General features: G+C 70.3%; 14 protein-coding genes. 7 read left to right on the top strand and 7 right to left on the bottom strand.

The window, feature by feature from the left end:
• Positions 1 to 6 precede the first annotated feature (6 nt).
• From ABD907_RS03825 to ABD907_RS03840, 4 genes are all read left to right on the top strand, one after another.
• Positions 7 to 939, top strand: coding sequence for a hypothetical protein (locus ABD907_RS03825; protein WP_345215148.1), 933 nt, complete (start codon positions 7 to 9; stop codon positions 937 to 939).
• Between the two features lie 13 nt (positions 940 to 952).
• Entirely contained in the window at positions 953 to 1,366 is a 414-nt protein-coding gene (locus tag ABD907_RS03830) for a GntR family transcriptional regulator (protein ID WP_345215149.1), read from the top strand.
• A gap of 123 nt (positions 1,367 to 1,489) precedes the next feature.
• Complete coding sequence (locus tag ABD907_RS03835; RefSeq protein ID WP_345215150.1) at positions 1,490 to 3,571, top strand: HNH endonuclease signature motif containing protein; 2,082 nt, start codon at positions 1,490 to 1,492, stop codon at positions 3,569 to 3,571.
• Positions 3,572 to 3,711: 140 nt separating this feature from the next.
• Positions 3,712 to 4,728: a 1,4-dihydroxy-2-naphthoyl-CoA synthase gene (locus ABD907_RS03840; RefSeq protein WP_345215151.1), complete on the top strand. Its 1,017-nt coding sequence runs from the start codon at positions 3,712 to 3,714 to the stop codon at positions 4,726 to 4,728.
• 60 nt (positions 4,729 to 4,788) lie between these two features.
• Here the strand turns inward: ABD907_RS03840 and ABD907_RS03845 are convergent, their stop codons facing one another.
• Positions 4,789 to 5,376 carry a TetR/AcrR family transcriptional regulator gene (locus tag ABD907_RS03845; protein WP_345215152.1) on the bottom strand — a complete coding sequence of 196 codons (588 nt, stop codon included), beginning with the start codon at positions 5,374 to 5,376 and terminating at the stop codon, positions 4,789 to 4,791.
• Positions 5,377 to 5,549: 173 nt separating this feature from the next.
• Here ABD907_RS03845 and ABD907_RS03850 point away from each other — a divergent pair, with 173 nt between their 5' ends.
• Positions 5,550 to 6,191, top strand: a complete 642-nt coding sequence (locus ABD907_RS03850) for an NAD(P)-dependent oxidoreductase (protein WP_345215153.1) — start codon at positions 5,550 to 5,552, stop codon at positions 6,189 to 6,191.
• A 1-nt stretch (position 6,192) separates the two neighbouring features.
• On the opposite strand, the gene ABD907_RS03855 is transcribed toward ABD907_RS03850, so the two are convergent.
• Genes ABD907_RS03855 through ABD907_RS03870 form a run of 4 tightly spaced genes read right to left on the bottom strand, consistent with a single transcriptional unit; the run spans position 6,193 to position 9,808 of the window.
• Positions 6,193 to 7,443: an acyl-CoA dehydrogenase family protein gene (locus tag ABD907_RS03855; protein WP_345215154.1), complete on the bottom strand. Its 1,251-nt coding sequence runs from the start codon at positions 7,441 to 7,443 to the stop codon at positions 6,193 to 6,195.
• A gap of 21 nt (positions 7,444 to 7,464) precedes the next feature.
• Positions 7,465 to 7,917, bottom strand: a complete 453-nt coding sequence (locus ABD907_RS03860; protein ID WP_345215155.1) for a MaoC family dehydratase — start codon at positions 7,915 to 7,917, stop codon at positions 7,465 to 7,467.
• Positions 7,914 to 8,771, bottom strand: coding sequence for an amidohydrolase family protein (locus ABD907_RS03865; protein WP_345215430.1), 858 nt, complete (start codon positions 8,769 to 8,771; stop codon positions 7,914 to 7,916). Before ABD907_RS03865 ends, ABD907_RS03860 begins: the two co-directional genes overlap by 4 nt.
• A gap of 56 nt (positions 8,772 to 8,827) precedes the next feature.
• Positions 8,828 to 9,808: an SDR family NAD(P)-dependent oxidoreductase gene (locus tag ABD907_RS03870; RefSeq protein ID WP_345215156.1), complete on the bottom strand. Its 981-nt coding sequence runs from the start codon at positions 9,806 to 9,808 to the stop codon at positions 8,828 to 8,830.
• A gap of 146 nt (positions 9,809 to 9,954) precedes the next feature.
• Between ABD907_RS03870 and ABD907_RS03875 the strand changes: the two genes are divergently transcribed.
• The gene (locus tag ABD907_RS03875; RefSeq protein WP_345215157.1) at positions 9,955 to 10,395 is read left to right on the top strand and encodes a MarR family winged helix-turn-helix transcriptional regulator; all 441 of its coding nucleotides are present in this window, start codon (positions 9,955 to 9,957) and stop codon (positions 10,393 to 10,395) included.
• Positions 10,396 to 10,455: 60 nt separating this feature from the next.
• On the opposite strand, the gene ABD907_RS03880 is transcribed toward ABD907_RS03875, so the two are convergent.
• Both ABD907_RS03880 and ABD907_RS03885 read right to left on the bottom strand, forming a co-directional pair.
• Positions 10,456 to 11,985 carry an OFA family MFS transporter gene (locus ABD907_RS03880; RefSeq protein ID WP_345215158.1) on the bottom strand — a complete coding sequence of 510 codons (1,530 nt, stop codon included), beginning with the start codon at positions 11,983 to 11,985 and terminating at the stop codon, positions 10,456 to 10,458.
• Between the two features lie 208 nt (positions 11,986 to 12,193).
• Complete coding sequence (locus ABD907_RS03885; protein ID WP_345215159.1) at positions 12,194 to 13,366, bottom strand: DUF3048 domain-containing protein; 1,173 nt, start codon at positions 13,364 to 13,366, stop codon at positions 12,194 to 12,196.
• Positions 13,367 to 13,422: 56 nt separating this feature from the next.
• Between ABD907_RS03885 and menE the strand changes: the two genes are divergently transcribed.
• A complete protein-coding gene (gene menE / locus ABD907_RS03890) occupies positions 13,423 to 14,772 on the top strand; it encodes an o-succinylbenzoate--CoA ligase (RefSeq protein ID WP_345215160.1) in 1,350 nt (449 codons plus the stop codon).
• Positions 14,773 to 14,813: the final 41 nt, after the last annotated feature.

Below are 14,813 nucleotides of genomic sequence, written 5' to 3' on the forward strand. Positions count from 1 at the left end.
ACGATTATGAATCTGTCGCTCTTGGACTCCTTCGGTCCGGCGCTGCTCGGCCTGCTCGCTGCGCTCGCGGTCTGGGCGGTGCGGGCTCGGTTTCGGTCTTCACGCCCGGTGGTTCCCGGCGGCGTCCGAGGGTGGACCCTTGCGGGCGTACTGCTCGGCGTCGGGATCGTGCTGCTGCAGCGGGCGTTGTACCTTCCGGGCGCACCCCTGATGCGCGCGGTGGCCGGACCGGTGGAGCACTGGTTTGTCATCTTCACCACACCGTTGGTCGCCGGGCTCGCCGCCGTCGCGCTACTGGCGCTTCCGGTCGTACGCCGTTCCGGTGCCGGGTCCGCCGACCTAGCGCGCAGAACCCTGACCAGTTTTGGAGCACGGTGGTGGTTCGTCACGCTCGCCGCACTGGTGGCCGTAATGACGCTGGTGACCGTCATGGCAGGGTCGGTGTCGAGCCCCGACGAGCAGGGCCGCTACACGCGGTACCTCGTCGACGTTGGCCCTGCCGGTATCTGGACCAGCATCTACGGCTGGCACTACTCGGTGCCGTGCCTCGTGCTCACGGCTCTTCTTGTGAGCACGGCACTGATCGGTATCCAATTGGCGGCGCGACCGCCGATGACACCCGACCGCGAGAACGACGTTGCGAACCGGCGCTGGCGCACGCGCAACATCATGGCCGTGACGAGCGGCGCCCTCCTGCTGCACCTGGCGGCCGTCCTGCGCTCACTCGCCGGTGCCGCGTTTACGCATGGCGGCGTGTCCACCGAGCAAGGATGGTTCAGGATCGGATCGACCTTCGCCGCACTCGAGCAGCCGCTATGGGTGGCAGAGACCATTGCGGAACTCGTCGGCTGGCTCCTGTGGTTCACCGTGCTACTTGCCGCCGTGACCGCACTTCGCTCGCAGACCGCTTCCCAATCTCGAACCCGCCCTCGGGCTTAGGGCCGATGCCATCATGGCGTTACAGATCGGCCTGACCGACGGCGCTTCACCTGCCGAGCAGATCCGCGACCAGATCCGCGGCCTCGTCGCGACCGATCGGATCGCTGCCGGCGATCGCCTCCCCTCGGTCCGCCAGCTCGCGAAAGACCTTGGCATCGCACCCGGGACCGTCGCCAAGGCCTATCGATCACTCGAGCAGGAAGGGCTGCTGCAAACTCGCGTCGGAGGAGGGACCCGCGTCAGCCCTGAGGCCAGCACCACACCACCGGCCGTCATCGAACGCGCGCATGCCCTCGCACGAGCCAGCACCGCGGCGAGTGTCAGCCTCCAGGACGCGATCCGGGTCCTGCGCGCCGTCTGGCCCGAGTCGGACACGCAGCCGACGACAAACCGCCCCCAGGGGGACGACTCGGCCACGCCACCGTGAGCACGGGCCCCGCTCGACCGGCCGGTTCGTGTACATGGTGGCCAGCTACGGCGGTGAGCTGGTTCTCCACAGTTCTCGGAGGGTCTGGACCCGATGTGGGTGGTCTCGTCTAGCGTTGTACGTATGTTCGAACCGGTGGAGGCGGGGCGTGAGGGTCCTGGGGAGCGGCCCGCGGCGGGTGTGGTCGGTCCGGGTGGGTGGAGTGTGCTGGAGCAGCTGATGTTCCGGGCGGTCAGGATCGTCGCCGCACCGGCCGGTGAGGTCACCGACCCGCACGTCGTTCTTGTTGACTTCACCAGGTCGACCGATGCCCGGCGAGGCGAGGGGTGGCGGGCGGCTTCCCGGCTCGCGCGGCACGTGAGCCGCGAGACCGGATCCGGGTCCGGGCCAGGTGAGAACGCATCTCCCGATGCTGCCGATGTCACCGACGCACCCGATGCCGGCAGTGCCACCGATGCCCCCGATGCCGCCAATGCCACCGATGCCGTCGACGACACCCCCGACGCCGACCGTGCCGACGGTGGCGGTGGTTGCGTTGGTGGGTCGGCTGCGGAGGTGGTCGCGGCTGCGGCGTCGGTCACGGGGGTGGACCTCGCGGTCCTGCTCGAGCGCCTGGATCTGAACACTCTGGATGAGGGGGACGCGGTCGATGCGGTCGTGGCCTGGGGACGGGTCATCTCCTACGCCCAAGCCAAGCAGGGCCAGGCCGCCGCCCGGCTGGAGCAGCGCCTGGGCGACCTGTACGGCCTGCCCGATGCCGACGCGACCCGTACCGGACGCCCCGGCACTGGTGTGCGCCGCTCCACGATGCCGCGGGCCGCGACCGAGGTCGCGATGTGCCTGGGCCTCACCCGCCAGGGCGCCGCCACGCTCGTGCGGACCGCGATGATGCTCAACGGGCCGCTGTTCGCCACCGGTGAGGCCCTGGAGACCGGGCGCATCGATGCCCGCAAGGCCGACCTGATCGCCGGGAACCTCGACGGCCTCCCCGTCGAGGTCACCACGGCCGTCGAGGACGAGGTCCTACCCACCGCCGCCGGTAGGACACCCCCGCAGCTGAGCAAGGACCTCACCGCCGCGATCGTCCGCGCCGACCCCGACGGGGCCGCCGAACGTCACCGGGCCGCGAGGGCCAAACGCCGCGTCAACCACCCCCGCGCCCTGCCCGACCAGATGGCCACCCTCACCGCCGTCCTACCGATCGAGGACGCCCTGTGCCTGGACCTCGCCCTGGACGGGGCCGCCAAGACCGCCCGCGCCGACGGCGACGCCCGCACCACCGACCAGCTCCGCGCCGACATCCTCACCAGCATCGGCGCCAACGCCCTACGCCACAGCTGGATCGGCCCCCTGCCCCCCGACCGGCTTCCCCTCACCGACAGCAGCACCCACAGCAGCAGCGGAGCCAGCAACAACAGCAGCAGCAGCCGTGACAGCGACGCCGGCAACAACGGCGAGGCCGACAACAGCGGAGACCACGACCCCAATGCCGGCGCCAGCACCGACCATACCGGCGAGACGAGCAGCGTCGCTGCTGACGATTCTGCCGGTGAAGCCGGCCGAGCCGGTGGTGGCTATCGGGTCGGCACGATCGGTGGTGCCCCGGTCCAGCTCCGCGTCACCGTCCCGCTATCGACCCTGCTCGGCGGCGACGAACCCGGCGACCTCGACGGCGCCGGACCCATCGACGCCCTCAAAGCCCGTGCCCTGGCCCTGCAAGCACCCACCTGGCAACGCCTGGTCACCGACCCCATGACCGGGACCGTCATCGACATCGGACGCACCCGCTACAAACCACCAGCCGACCTGGCCCGCCTCGTCCGAGAACGCGACCGCACCTGCGTACGACCCGGCTGCAACACCCGCGCCACCGCCTGCGACCTCGACCACACCACCCCCTTCGCCCACGGCGGAATCACCGCACTGATCAACCTCGAAGCCCTATGCATCCCCGATCACCGGCACAAGACCCTCGGCGACTACCGCGTCATCCAACACCCCGGCGGCGTCTTCGACTGGATCTCCAAAACCGGACACACCTACCGCCGAGAAGCCAACGGCACCACCACCCACCACGGACGCGCCACCCCACCACCACCGAAACCCCCAGCACAACACCAGCCCGAGCCGGCCAGCACCGACCCGACCGAACCCGCTGATCCCGCCGAGCCCGCTGATCCCAAGGACGACGAGCCGCCCTTCTGAGAACCGGCGGACCAGGGCCGGCTAGCGGTACAGAGGACTCATCCGTGCCCAACCTGCCGTGTGGACGACGTCCGGCCACGCAGACCCGGCCGGCCCAAGGCAAGCATGGCAGCAGCAGCCAGAGCCGTAAGGTGACCTCCGTGAGCAGGCTGCCCGATCCCGTGTCAGAGATCTTCGAGCCCAGCGCCTGGCGCGACGTGGAGGGGTTCGACTTCACAGACATCACCTACCACCGCGGCGTCGACCGCCGCGGAGATGGCGAGACGGACCGGCCGGTCGTGCGGATCGCATTCGACCGGCCCGAGGTCCGCAACGCTTTCCGGCCGCACACCGTCGACGAGCTCTACACGGCACTGGACCACGCGCGCATGACGCCGGACGTCGCAGCAATCATCCTCACGGGCAACGGCCCGAGCCCGAAGGACGGCGGCTGGGCGTTCTGCTCGGGCGGCGACCAGAGGATCCGCGGTCGCGACGGCTACCGCTACGAGACCGGCCGTCCTGGGGATGGCGATGACGGCGGCGCACCTGACGGATCGGCCGGATCGGCCGGCGCGACCGAGAGCCAGAAGGCACCGCGCGAGCGCATCGACGCAGCCCGTGCCGGCCGCCTGCACATACTCGAGGTGCAGCGCCTCATCCGCACCGTTCCCAAGGTCGTGATCGCCGCCGTCCCCGGATGGGCAGCGGGCGGCGGCCACAGCCTCAACGTCGTGTGCGACCTCTCGATCGCCAGCCGTCAGCACGCCAAATTCATGCAGACCGACGCGAACGTCGGCTCGTTCGACGCCGGCTACGGCTCCGCGCTGCTGGCCCGTCAGGTCGGCGACAAGCGCGCGCGGGAGATCTTCTTCCTCGCCCGCGAGTACGACGCCGAGACGGCGGTGCGCTGGGGAGTCGTCAACGAGGTGGCCGACCACAAAGAACTAGAACGGCTCGCTCTCGACTATGCACGGATTATCGCGACAAAGTCGCCGCAGGCCATCCGCATGCTCAAGTTCGCCTTCAACCTGCCGGACGACGGGCTTGCCGGACAGCAGGTCTTCGCCGGGGAGGCGACCCGTCTGGCGTACATGACGGACGAGGCCGTCGAGGGTCGGGACGCATTCCTTCAGCGGCGTGAGCCCGACTGGTCCCGCTTTCCCTACTACTACTGAACACGCCGCAACCACTGGCGACCCGGGCACCGCACGGGGCGCCGGCGTGCCAGGGACGGATCACACCCGAACCAGCCCGTTGCACAGGACCGCGACCAGGCGATCCGCCTCCGCGCCGGCGTCCACGGCGTCCTGCCCCGACATCCGTGCGAAGAACGCGCGCTGGAGGCATGCGCCGAGCAGCAGGGAGGCCGCAGAGTCCGCGTCGGCGTCCGGCGTCACGCGACCGAGCGACTGCTCTCGCCGCAGGTACTCGGCCACCCAGGTGTTGACCTGCTCGGGCCCCACGCCGAGCTCCGCCAAGCGGGCACGATGCGCATCCAGCAGCGCACGGTCGGAGAACAGCCCGGCCGCCATCGGGAAGGTCGCGAGGTAGAAGTCGAGGCCGCCGCGGACCACGTCGGTCAGGTTCTGCCGCACTGTCGCAGACCCGGCACGGTCGGGCAGGCCGGCCAGCACCTCGCCCAAGCCGGGCGCACGCTCCTGCAGGACGGCGACGAAGAGCTGTGACTTGTCGGCGAAGTTCTTGTAGAGCAGCGCCTCGGAACATCCGGCGACCCGAGCGATCTCCTTGGTCGTCGCGCGCGCAATCCCCTCCGCGCGCATGATCTCGGCCGCGGCGTCGAGGATCCGATCGCGTGCCCGCACGGCCAACCTCCTGCTCGCTTGACGGGTGAGTGTTCACTCACCATCCTAGGTGGTAAGTGAACACTCACCCACCGTCATGGCAGCCGATGCAGCTCCACGCATCGGGGCCCCCACAGACCTCAACACCACATCTCAGACCTACGCATCAAACCCACGCACAGAGAGAAGGCACTATGCGCATCGCACTCTTCGGAGCGAGCGGAGGGACGGGACGCCAGATTGCCGGTCAGGCACTGGAACGGGGCCATGCCGTCACGGCGATGGTTCGAGACGAGTCTTCCTTCGACGCGGCCTTCATCCGCACCAACGACAAGCTCGGGCTGGAGGTTCTCGACGTCATGGACCCGGCCGCAGTCGCCAAGAGCATCGCCGGGCACGATGCCGTCGCATCCGCCCTCGGCCCTCGCGAGAAGGGGCCGACCACGGTGCAGAGCGATGCGACCCGGGCGATCCTCGAGGCCATGACCGCGACGTCGGTCCGGCGACTCGTGGTGGTGAGCGCGGCCGGGTTCCACACCGAGGGCGACGATCCGTTCACCAAGTCGATCGCCAAGCCGATCATCGGACGGATCCTTCGCCACCAGTTCGCCGACATGCGCGCCATGGAGGCTCTCGTGACGGCCTCGCCGACCGACTGGACGATCATGCTCCCGCCCAAGCTGAACGACGGTCGGCTGATGGCCCAGTACCGGTCCGCCCGTGACAAGACGGTGCCCCGCGGTTTCAACATCTCCCGGGCGGACCTGGCCCACGCCGTGCTCGACGTACTCGAGGACCCGACGGCGATCCGGACCACCGTCGCCGTCGCACGCTGAGTCAGTCGACGAAGGCGCTCAATCCGGTGATGGAGCGCCCGACCACCAGCTGGTTCACCTCGTTCGTGCCCTCGAAGGTGTAGATCGACTCGGCATCGGCGAAGAACCGCGCGACGTCCGTGTCGAGCGTGATCCCGTTGCCCCCGCACACCTCGCGGGCGAGCGCCACCGTCTCGCGGGCGCGTCGCGCGATCCACGCCTTGGCCATCGCCGCGTCCGCGTCCGAGAACCCGCCCGAGTCGGCGAGCTGACTCAGGCGCACGGCCATGCCGAGGGACGCGGTGAGGTTACCGAGCATCGTGGCCAGCTTGTCCTGCACCAGCTGGAAACGGGCGACCGGCCGACCGAACTGCTGCCGCTCGCCGGTGTACCGCACCGCCGCGCGGAATGCGCCGGCCTGCGCGCCGGTCGCCATCCAGCTGACGTCGGTACGCATGGAGCGCAGGAGCCGGTTGACGTCCGCGAAGGAGTTGACGCGTTGGAGCCGGCGGCTCTCCGGCACGCGTGCGCCGTCGAACGTGACATGCCCGTTGTCCACGATCCGCAGCGACGCCTTGCGCCGGATCTTCTCGATGCGTACGCCCCCGTCGGCCCTGTCCACGAGGAAGGCCTTGACCTGGCCGTCCGCCTCGTCGCGCGCCATGACGGCGAGCATGTCCGCCTGGGCGGCACCACCGATCCAGCGCTTGGCGCCCGTCAGCACCCACTCGTCGCCCTCGCGCCGTGCCGTCGTCTCCAGACCCCGGGCGACGTCGCTGCCGTGGTCGGGCTCGGTCAGCGCGAACACGCCCGTGAGGGCGAAGGTGCGCATGTCGGCGTCGAGCTCGGCGACCTGCTCCGGCGAACCGCCGAGGAGCACGGTGTTGCGGAACAGCGTGACGTGGCCGCTGTAGACGACGGCGGTCGAGACGTCCGTCCGAGCGATCTCGAAGGTACGGAACCCCCGGAAGAGGGCCCGGGACTCCTCTGGAGGGGACACGCCGTCGACCGGATCTGGCTGGGCGGTGGCCGGCCCCGAGGAGCCGCCGTCGTGCCCGACCGGGTCCATGAGCCGCAGCGCGGCCAGCGGCTCGAGGATCGACGAGGAGTACTCGCCGCGATCCCACAGGTCGTTGACCAGCGGCTTGACGTCGCGATCGAGCACCGCCCGCAAACGGGCGAGCGCGGCACGTTCGGGGTCGGTGAGCAGCAGCTCATAGCAGTACGGGTCGACGTCGCCGTACAGCCGCGTCTCGTCCGGCGCCGTGGTCATGGCGATCTCCTCGTGCCGTTCTCAGCCGTAGAAGCGGAGCAGCGTCGTCGCTGCCACGGCCGGCTTGGTGCCGCCCTCCACCTCGATGACATTGTCCATCGCGATCTGGTACCCGCCGGACACTTCGGTGACCTCGCGGATCGTCGATCCCATCCGGACCCGCGACCCCACCGGCACGGGCGCCGGGAAGCGCACCTTGTCCAGTCCGTAGTTCACCTTCACCTGCACACCATCCACCTGGAGGAGCTCCTCCGAGAGCGGGATGACCAGCGCCAGTGACAGGTACCCGTGGGCGACCGGTGCACCGAACGGCCCGGACTTCGCGCGCTCGGGGTCGACGTGGATCCATTGGTGGTCGTCGGTGGCGTCCGCGAAGAGGTTGACCTGCTCCTGGGTGACGTCGCGGTAGTCCGAGAAACCCAGGTCGGTGCCGGCCAGGCTCGGCATGTCTGTGAAAGCGACGGTGGTCGTCATGCGTTCTCCTCCGTGGTCTCTCCGGCGGCCAGTCCGAGCAGCCGCACGGCGTTGTCCTTGATGATCTTCGGCCGCACCTCGGGCTTGATCTCGAGGTTCTCGAAGTCGCGCATCCACCGCTCGGGGGTCAGCAGCGGGAAGTCGGACCCGAACATCACCTTGTCCTTGAGCAGCGAGTTGGCCTGCTTGACCAGCTGGGGCGGGAAGTACTTCGGCGACCAGCCGGACAGGTCGATGTAGGCGTTTCCCTTGTGGGTGGCGACCGCGAGCTGCTCGTCCTGCCAGGGCACCGACGGGTGCGCCATGATCAGCGTCATGCCCGGAAAGCCCGCCGCGACCGCGTCGAGCAGCATCGGGTTCGACAGACCGAGCTTGATGCCGAATCCGCCCGGCGTGCGGGCGCCGATGCCGGTCTGCCCGGTGTGGAAGATCGCCGGCAGCCGGTAGGACTCGATGGCACCGTAGAGCGGGAAGTGCCGCTGGTCGGACGGGTCGAAGTCCTGCACCGAGGGGTGGAACTTGAACCCTCGGACCCCCAGCTCCTCGACCTGCCTGCGGGCCTGGTCGACAGCGTCGTCCGCCCACGGGTCGACCGACCCGAACGGGATGAGCACATCGTTGTTCCGAGCGGCTCCCGCAACGACGTCGGCGACGGAGTTCGGCGGGTGCCCGAGTCCGGAGGTGGCGTCCACGGTGAAGACGACGGCGGCCATGGACCGCTCGCGGTAGTACGCCGCCGTCGCGTCGACGTCCATGCGATCGGTCGGTGCGTTGAAGTACTTGGCCGCGGCGTCGACGAACTCGTTCGGCAGCGCGAGCCGTCCGCCGGTGTCCTTCTCGACGTGGACGTGCATGTCGATGGCGACGAGACCGGCCGGGTCGACGGCGCACTCGTACCTGACGGCATCCGTCACGACGACGCACCGCCAGACCTGGCAGCGCCGGACTTGTCCGTGCCCGACTTGTCCGTGCCCGACTCGTCGTCGGCGGTCGCCGGCGGCTCCGGCATCGGCTGCCCGACCTTCTGGAGGGAGCGGCCGAAGATGGAGTCGAAGTCCGCTGCGAGGTCCTCGGCGGACCAGCCGCCGTCCCGGAAGGCCGTGACGACCTCTTCGGGGTGAGACCACAGCGCCACGCGGTCGCCACCGATCCCGACGGCCTGGCCGGAGACCTCGGAGGCGGCGTCGGAGGCGAGGAAGGCGATCAGGCCCGAGACGTCCTCGGGTGTGCCGAAGCTCAGCACGCGGCGCGCGAACGGCACGGGCTCTCCGTTGGCGGCGGCGTCAGAGAACTGCTTGAAGAACGGAACCGTGTCCGTCATCGCCGTCGCGGCCACCGGGATGACGGCGTTGGCCGTGATGCCGGCGCGCGCCAGCTCCAACGCCCAGGTGCGCACCATGCCGACGATGCCGGCCTTGACGGCCGCATAGTTGGTCTGGCCGAAGTTGCCGCGTTGACCCGTCGGCGAGCCGATGCAGATGATGCGCCCGCCCTCGCCCTGGCCTCGCAGGTACGTGGCGGCCTCACGCACGCAGGTGAAGGTGCCCCGCAGGTGCACGTCGACGACCGTGTCGAAGTCGTCGTCGGACATCTTCCACAGGACGGTGTCGCGCAGGACGCCGGCGTTGGTGACCAGGACGTCGAGGCGGCCGAAGGTGTCCACGGCGGTCGAGACGAGTTTCTTCGCGGTCTCGGTAGGGCCGACCGGGGCGACGACGGCGACCGCCTTGCCGCCGTCGGTCTCGATCGCGGCCACCGCCTCGTCCGCGTGCTGGTGATCGACGTCGTTGACGACGACGCTCGCCCCCTGGCGGGCCAGCTCCCTGGCGTACGCGAGGCCGAGGCCCCGGCCACTGCCCGTGACGATGGCGACTTTTCCGGTCAGGTCCATACACTCCTCCGTGTCCGCGTCGACCGTCCTACGAGGGCTGGTCCTCGAGGCCCCGGTCAGTCTTTCGGTGGTTGATGGCCAGTGTCAATCATTGACCACCGCAACTGTCGCCCGTAGGCTCCCGGCATTCGACCCGAGGAGCGTGCATGACGACCCGCGAGAACATCGGCCTGCTGCTCTCGCTGGCCAGCGCCCGAGGCGTGGCCTCGGCGACAGCCGCCCTGCGGCCGGTCGACCTGAGCACGAGGTCGTACACGCTCCTGGAGCTCGTCATCGACTCCGGAGGCACCAGCCAGCGCGAGCTCGCGGACGCCCTGCGCCTGGACCCGAGCCAGATCGTCGCGCTCGTCGACGGTCTCGAGGAGCGCGGGCTGGCCCAGCGCCGCCCTAACCCCGAGGACCGCCGGCAAAAATCCGTCGTCGCCACCACCGAGGGCCGCAAGGTCTTCCGTCAGGCCCGGAAGCTCATCGACGCCTCCCTGGAGGAGTTCCTGGGCGACCTCGACGCCGACGAGCGCGACACTCTCCGCGCCCTCCTCACCCGGATCGTGCGTCCCAACCGGCACTCCCTGGTGAACGCCGGCTGAGACCAGCACCCGTGGGCCGCGGCCTCGGCCCGTCCATCCCACGAGGGACTGGGCGTGCGGCTACCCGAACAGCACGACAGCCTTCACGACCGTCTGGTAGATCCCGTACGCGAGCGGGACCGCGACGACGATCCACGCACCGACCACCAGCGGGGACTTCTTGACCGGGACGTCGTCGTCCGTGGTCGCGGCGCCGGCCTCCTTGTCGGCCGGCTCGTCAGCGCCCCGCTCGTGGAACTTCTCGGCCACGGGCTTGATGGCAAGGTTGCAGATGAAGCCGACCACGAGGACGCCGACCATCGTCAACAGGGCCGGCCGGTAGTCCGCAGCGACCAGCGCGCCCGGTTCTCCGCGGGCGTCGAGGAACCGGTTGATGATCAGCGGGCCGGCGATGCCGGCGGCCGACCACGCGGTGAGCAGACGGCCGTGGATGGCGCCCACCTGGAACGTGCCGAAGAGATCGCGCAGGTAGGCGGGCACCGTCGCGAAACCGCCGCCGTAGAAGCTGATGATGATGCCGGCGAACAGCACAAAGAGCACCACGGCGCTGGACCCCACGAGCGCGAGCAGCAGGTACAGCACGATGCCGAGGCCGAGGTACATCACGTAGATGTTCTTCCGGCCCGTGAAGTCCGACGTCGAGGACCAGACGAAGCGGCCGGCCATGTTGCACAGCGACAGCAGTCCCACGAACCCGGCGGCCGCTCCCGCGGCGATCATCGAAGACCCGTCCTCGCCGCGGAAGAAGTCACGGATCATCGGGGCGGCCTGCTCGAGGATGCCGATACCGGCCGTGACGTTGCAGAACAGCACGAGCCACAGGAACCAGAACTGCGGCGTCCTGATGGCGTTGTCCGCCGAGACGCTCTCCGTGGTGACGAGCGCCTTCTTCGTGACCTTGGAGGGGTCGAAGCCGTGGGGCTGCCAACCCTCGTGCGGCACGCGCACGATCGCCGCGCCGAAAAGCATGACGACTCCGTACACCAGTCCCAGGGTCACGAAGAGCTGTGCCACGGCGGAGCCGGACGCCACACCGGCGCCACCGGCTGCCGGGTCGTAGTTGGGGTCGTACACGCCGAGCAGCCAGGACGACAGCGGGCTGGCGATCATCGCGCCACCACCGAAGCCCATGATCGCCATGCCGGTGGCGAGGCCCGGCCGGTCGGGGAACCACTTGATGAGCGTCGATACCGGAGAGATGTAGCCGATGCCGAGTCCGATACCGCCGATGACGCCGTAGCCGAGGTAGACGAGCCAGAGCTGGTTGGTCGAGATGCCCAGCGAGCCGACGAGGAACCCCACCGACCAGCACAGCGCGGCGGCGACCATGGCCCGGCGCGGACCGCCGGAGTCCACCCAGGTGCCGAAGACTGCGGCGCTGACCCCGAGCATGACGATGGCGATCGAGAAGATGATCCCGATCGCCGTCAGGGAGGTGTCGAAGTGCTCCACCAGTGCGGTCTTGTACACGCTGGTGGCGTACACCTGGCCGATACACAGGTGCACCGCGAGCGCGGCGGGCGGAATGAGCCAGCGGTTGAAGCCTGGACGCGCAACGGTGCGCTCCCTCTCGAGCACGGCGAGTGTCATCGAACCCCCTCCTTGGATGGTGGCCACACCCTAGGGGTGCCGTCCCACCCCCACCACCGCAGGTGTTCCACCCCTCGGGACGTGCGAGCCGACGCGCCTACCTGCCGCCGCCGGCCGCAGGAGCAGCAGCGAGGGCTACTCCAAACACCCGTGGGCCACAGTTCTGCCTGTAGCCCGTGGTGTTCGGAGTAGCCCTCGCTCAGATACCTCAGTACGAGATCGACGAACCCGAGATCGGCAGCAGCTCGATCCAGGTGATCCCTGGCGCGAGCAGCACCGGGTCGCCGCCGCGGGTGATCCGGAGCGGCTCGGCCGCCTCGCCCTTGGCCCACGCGACATCCACGGCACGACCCCGGCTGAAGACCACGCCCTCACCCTCGCCCTGCAGGATCGTCTCCGGCACGGCCGCGCCGCTGACGTCCCGACGCCCGGTCATCTCGACCGGGACCCGCAGCACGACGACGTTGGTCGCCAGGACCGGGTCGCCGTCCTCCGAGGACTGCAGGGAACCGCTCTCGCTGCGTCGCCAGCAGCCCGGTCCCACACCACGTCCGGACCGTGCGTCCGGCTGCCACGTCCAGCCGGGATTGGCGGAAGGGAACGACAGATCGACCGATGGGGCGCGGTCCCCGTCGGTAGCGGCGGTGGCGTCGTCGGACTCCTCGGCGAAGTGGAGGAGGTCGTCCGGCGGGCCCGACGGCGAACCGGTCGCCTGGTCCAGGAACGCCTCGCCGGAGCCGTACAGGTTATGCGGTGCCCGGCGGTGGTCCGCCCGGTAGAAGCCCGAGCCTCCGCCGTCGTGCGAGATCACCTGCAGGCCGGCGTCTCGGGCCCGGTTGACGTACGGTGCCAGCCCTCCGGAGAAGACCAGCAGGCCGCCCACGGGCGCGGCGATGGCGGCATCCATGGGTCGGATCGAACGGATGGGCCCGAGCACCTCGGGGACCACGGAGTGGTAGACGGCGCTGAACCGGGTGATCCCGCCCTCGACCATCTCCTCCCAGACGATGTCGGCGTCCTCGAGTCCCGACTGCGGCCTGGCCTGCGCCGAGTTCTCGATCTTGACCGAGAGCGCCGGACGCCCAGGGAGATCGCCCTCCAGCGGTGCGCCGGTGAGCGGCCACCGAGGTTCCGGTGTCGGCGTCGGGGTCGGCGTCGGCGACGGGGTCGGTGAGGGTGTCGGCCGGGGAACGGGTGTGGACTCTCGGCCGGACGAGGTGCATCCGGCCAGGCCCAGCGCGACGGCGGAGGCCAGTGCCGTGGTGACGGCACGGCGAGGGAGGAGCGGGCCGCCTGCCGCCTCGAGGCCGTCGACGGGGCCGCCGTCGGTCATGTGCTGCTCACCGTCTGCGGGACCTCTTTCGCGCGCGTCGCTGATCATCCGGCACCTGTCCTTCCCAAGCTCGGGCCAGCCTAGACCCGCTCTAGGGTTGGCCCGTGACGTCCCAGCCAGAGCCGCAGAGTGCAGAGACCGAGCGAGTCTCGGATGCCGGGCGCTCGGCGACCGATCCCCGGTTCCTTCCACTCCGGGGCGGCATCGGGCAGGAAGATGTCGCCGCCCTGCTGGCGGCCCTGCGCCAGGTCCTCGGATCCGCCGCTGCGGCGCAGGCGGTGCTCCCGCATGCGCCGGAGCTGTCGGGCAGCGCCGCGGTGGACGACGTTCGTGCTCGGATGCGCGTGCCGGTCCCGGCCGGGACCGCCGTCGTGCTGCAGACGTCCGGGTCGACCACCGGGACCGGTCACCTCGTCGCGCTGACGGGTGACGCGCTCGTGGCGAGCGCCCGGGCGACCGAGCAGCGCCTCGCGGGGCCGGGCCGATGGTTGCTCGCCGTGCCCGCCCACCACGTCGCCGGGCTCCAGGTGCTGGTGCGGTCCGTCGTCGCCGGGACGGAGCCGATCGTGGTGGACACCGCGGCCGGGTTCGACCCGCACCGCCTTGCCGCGGCCGCCGCCCGGACGGACACGGCCACCCCCGGCTACCTCTCGCTGGTGCCCACCCAGCTGGTCCGGGTGCTGGCGGCCGGTGAGGAGGCGGTGGCCCCTCTGCGTCATCTCGCGGCGATCCTCGTCGGTGGGGCGGCGGCCTCGCCCCACGTGCTCGCCCAGGCGCGCGACGCCGGACTCGCGGTCCGCACCACCTACGGCATGACCGAGACCGGCGGCGGGTGCGTGTACGACGGCGTCCCGCTGCCCGGGGTCCGGCTGCGGATCGGCGACGGAGAACGCGTGGAGATCTCCGGACCGACCCTTGCACTCGGCTACCTCGACGATCCAGACTCCGGCGCCTTTGCCGAGGAGGCTGGCGTTCGGTGGCTGCGCACCCAGGACCGTGGCGAGCTCCTGACCGACGAGCACGCCGACGTCCGGCTCCGGGTGCTGGGGCGGGCGGACGAGGCCATCACCACCGGCGGCGTCACGGTCTCGCCCACGGCGGTCGAGCGTGTGGTGGTCGAGCACCCAGGAGTCGCCGAGGTGGCGGTGGTCGGCGTGGCGGACGCGGAGTGGGGTGAGCTGGTGACCGCCGTCGTCGTGCCGAGCGCTGCCCGGGCCGACCTCACCCTCACGCAGCTGCGCGCGCTGGTGACGGGGCGGCTCGGTGCGGCGCACGCCCCGCGGGCGCTCGTGCTGGTCCGGGAGCTTCCGCTGCGCGGACCGGGCAAGGTCGACCGACGGGGCGTCGCGCGGGTGGCGGCGAAGGCGCTGGAGGATCCTGCCTCCCATGATGGTGGAGCCGACCGCGGTGGCGGTGGCCGGGGCGTCGAACGTCACGCGACCGGCGCGTCCTGAACGGTCGCCGCCGTGAAATACCCTGGGGCGTCCCCCGCCTC

This window comes from Georgenia halophila (assembly GCF_039541595.1).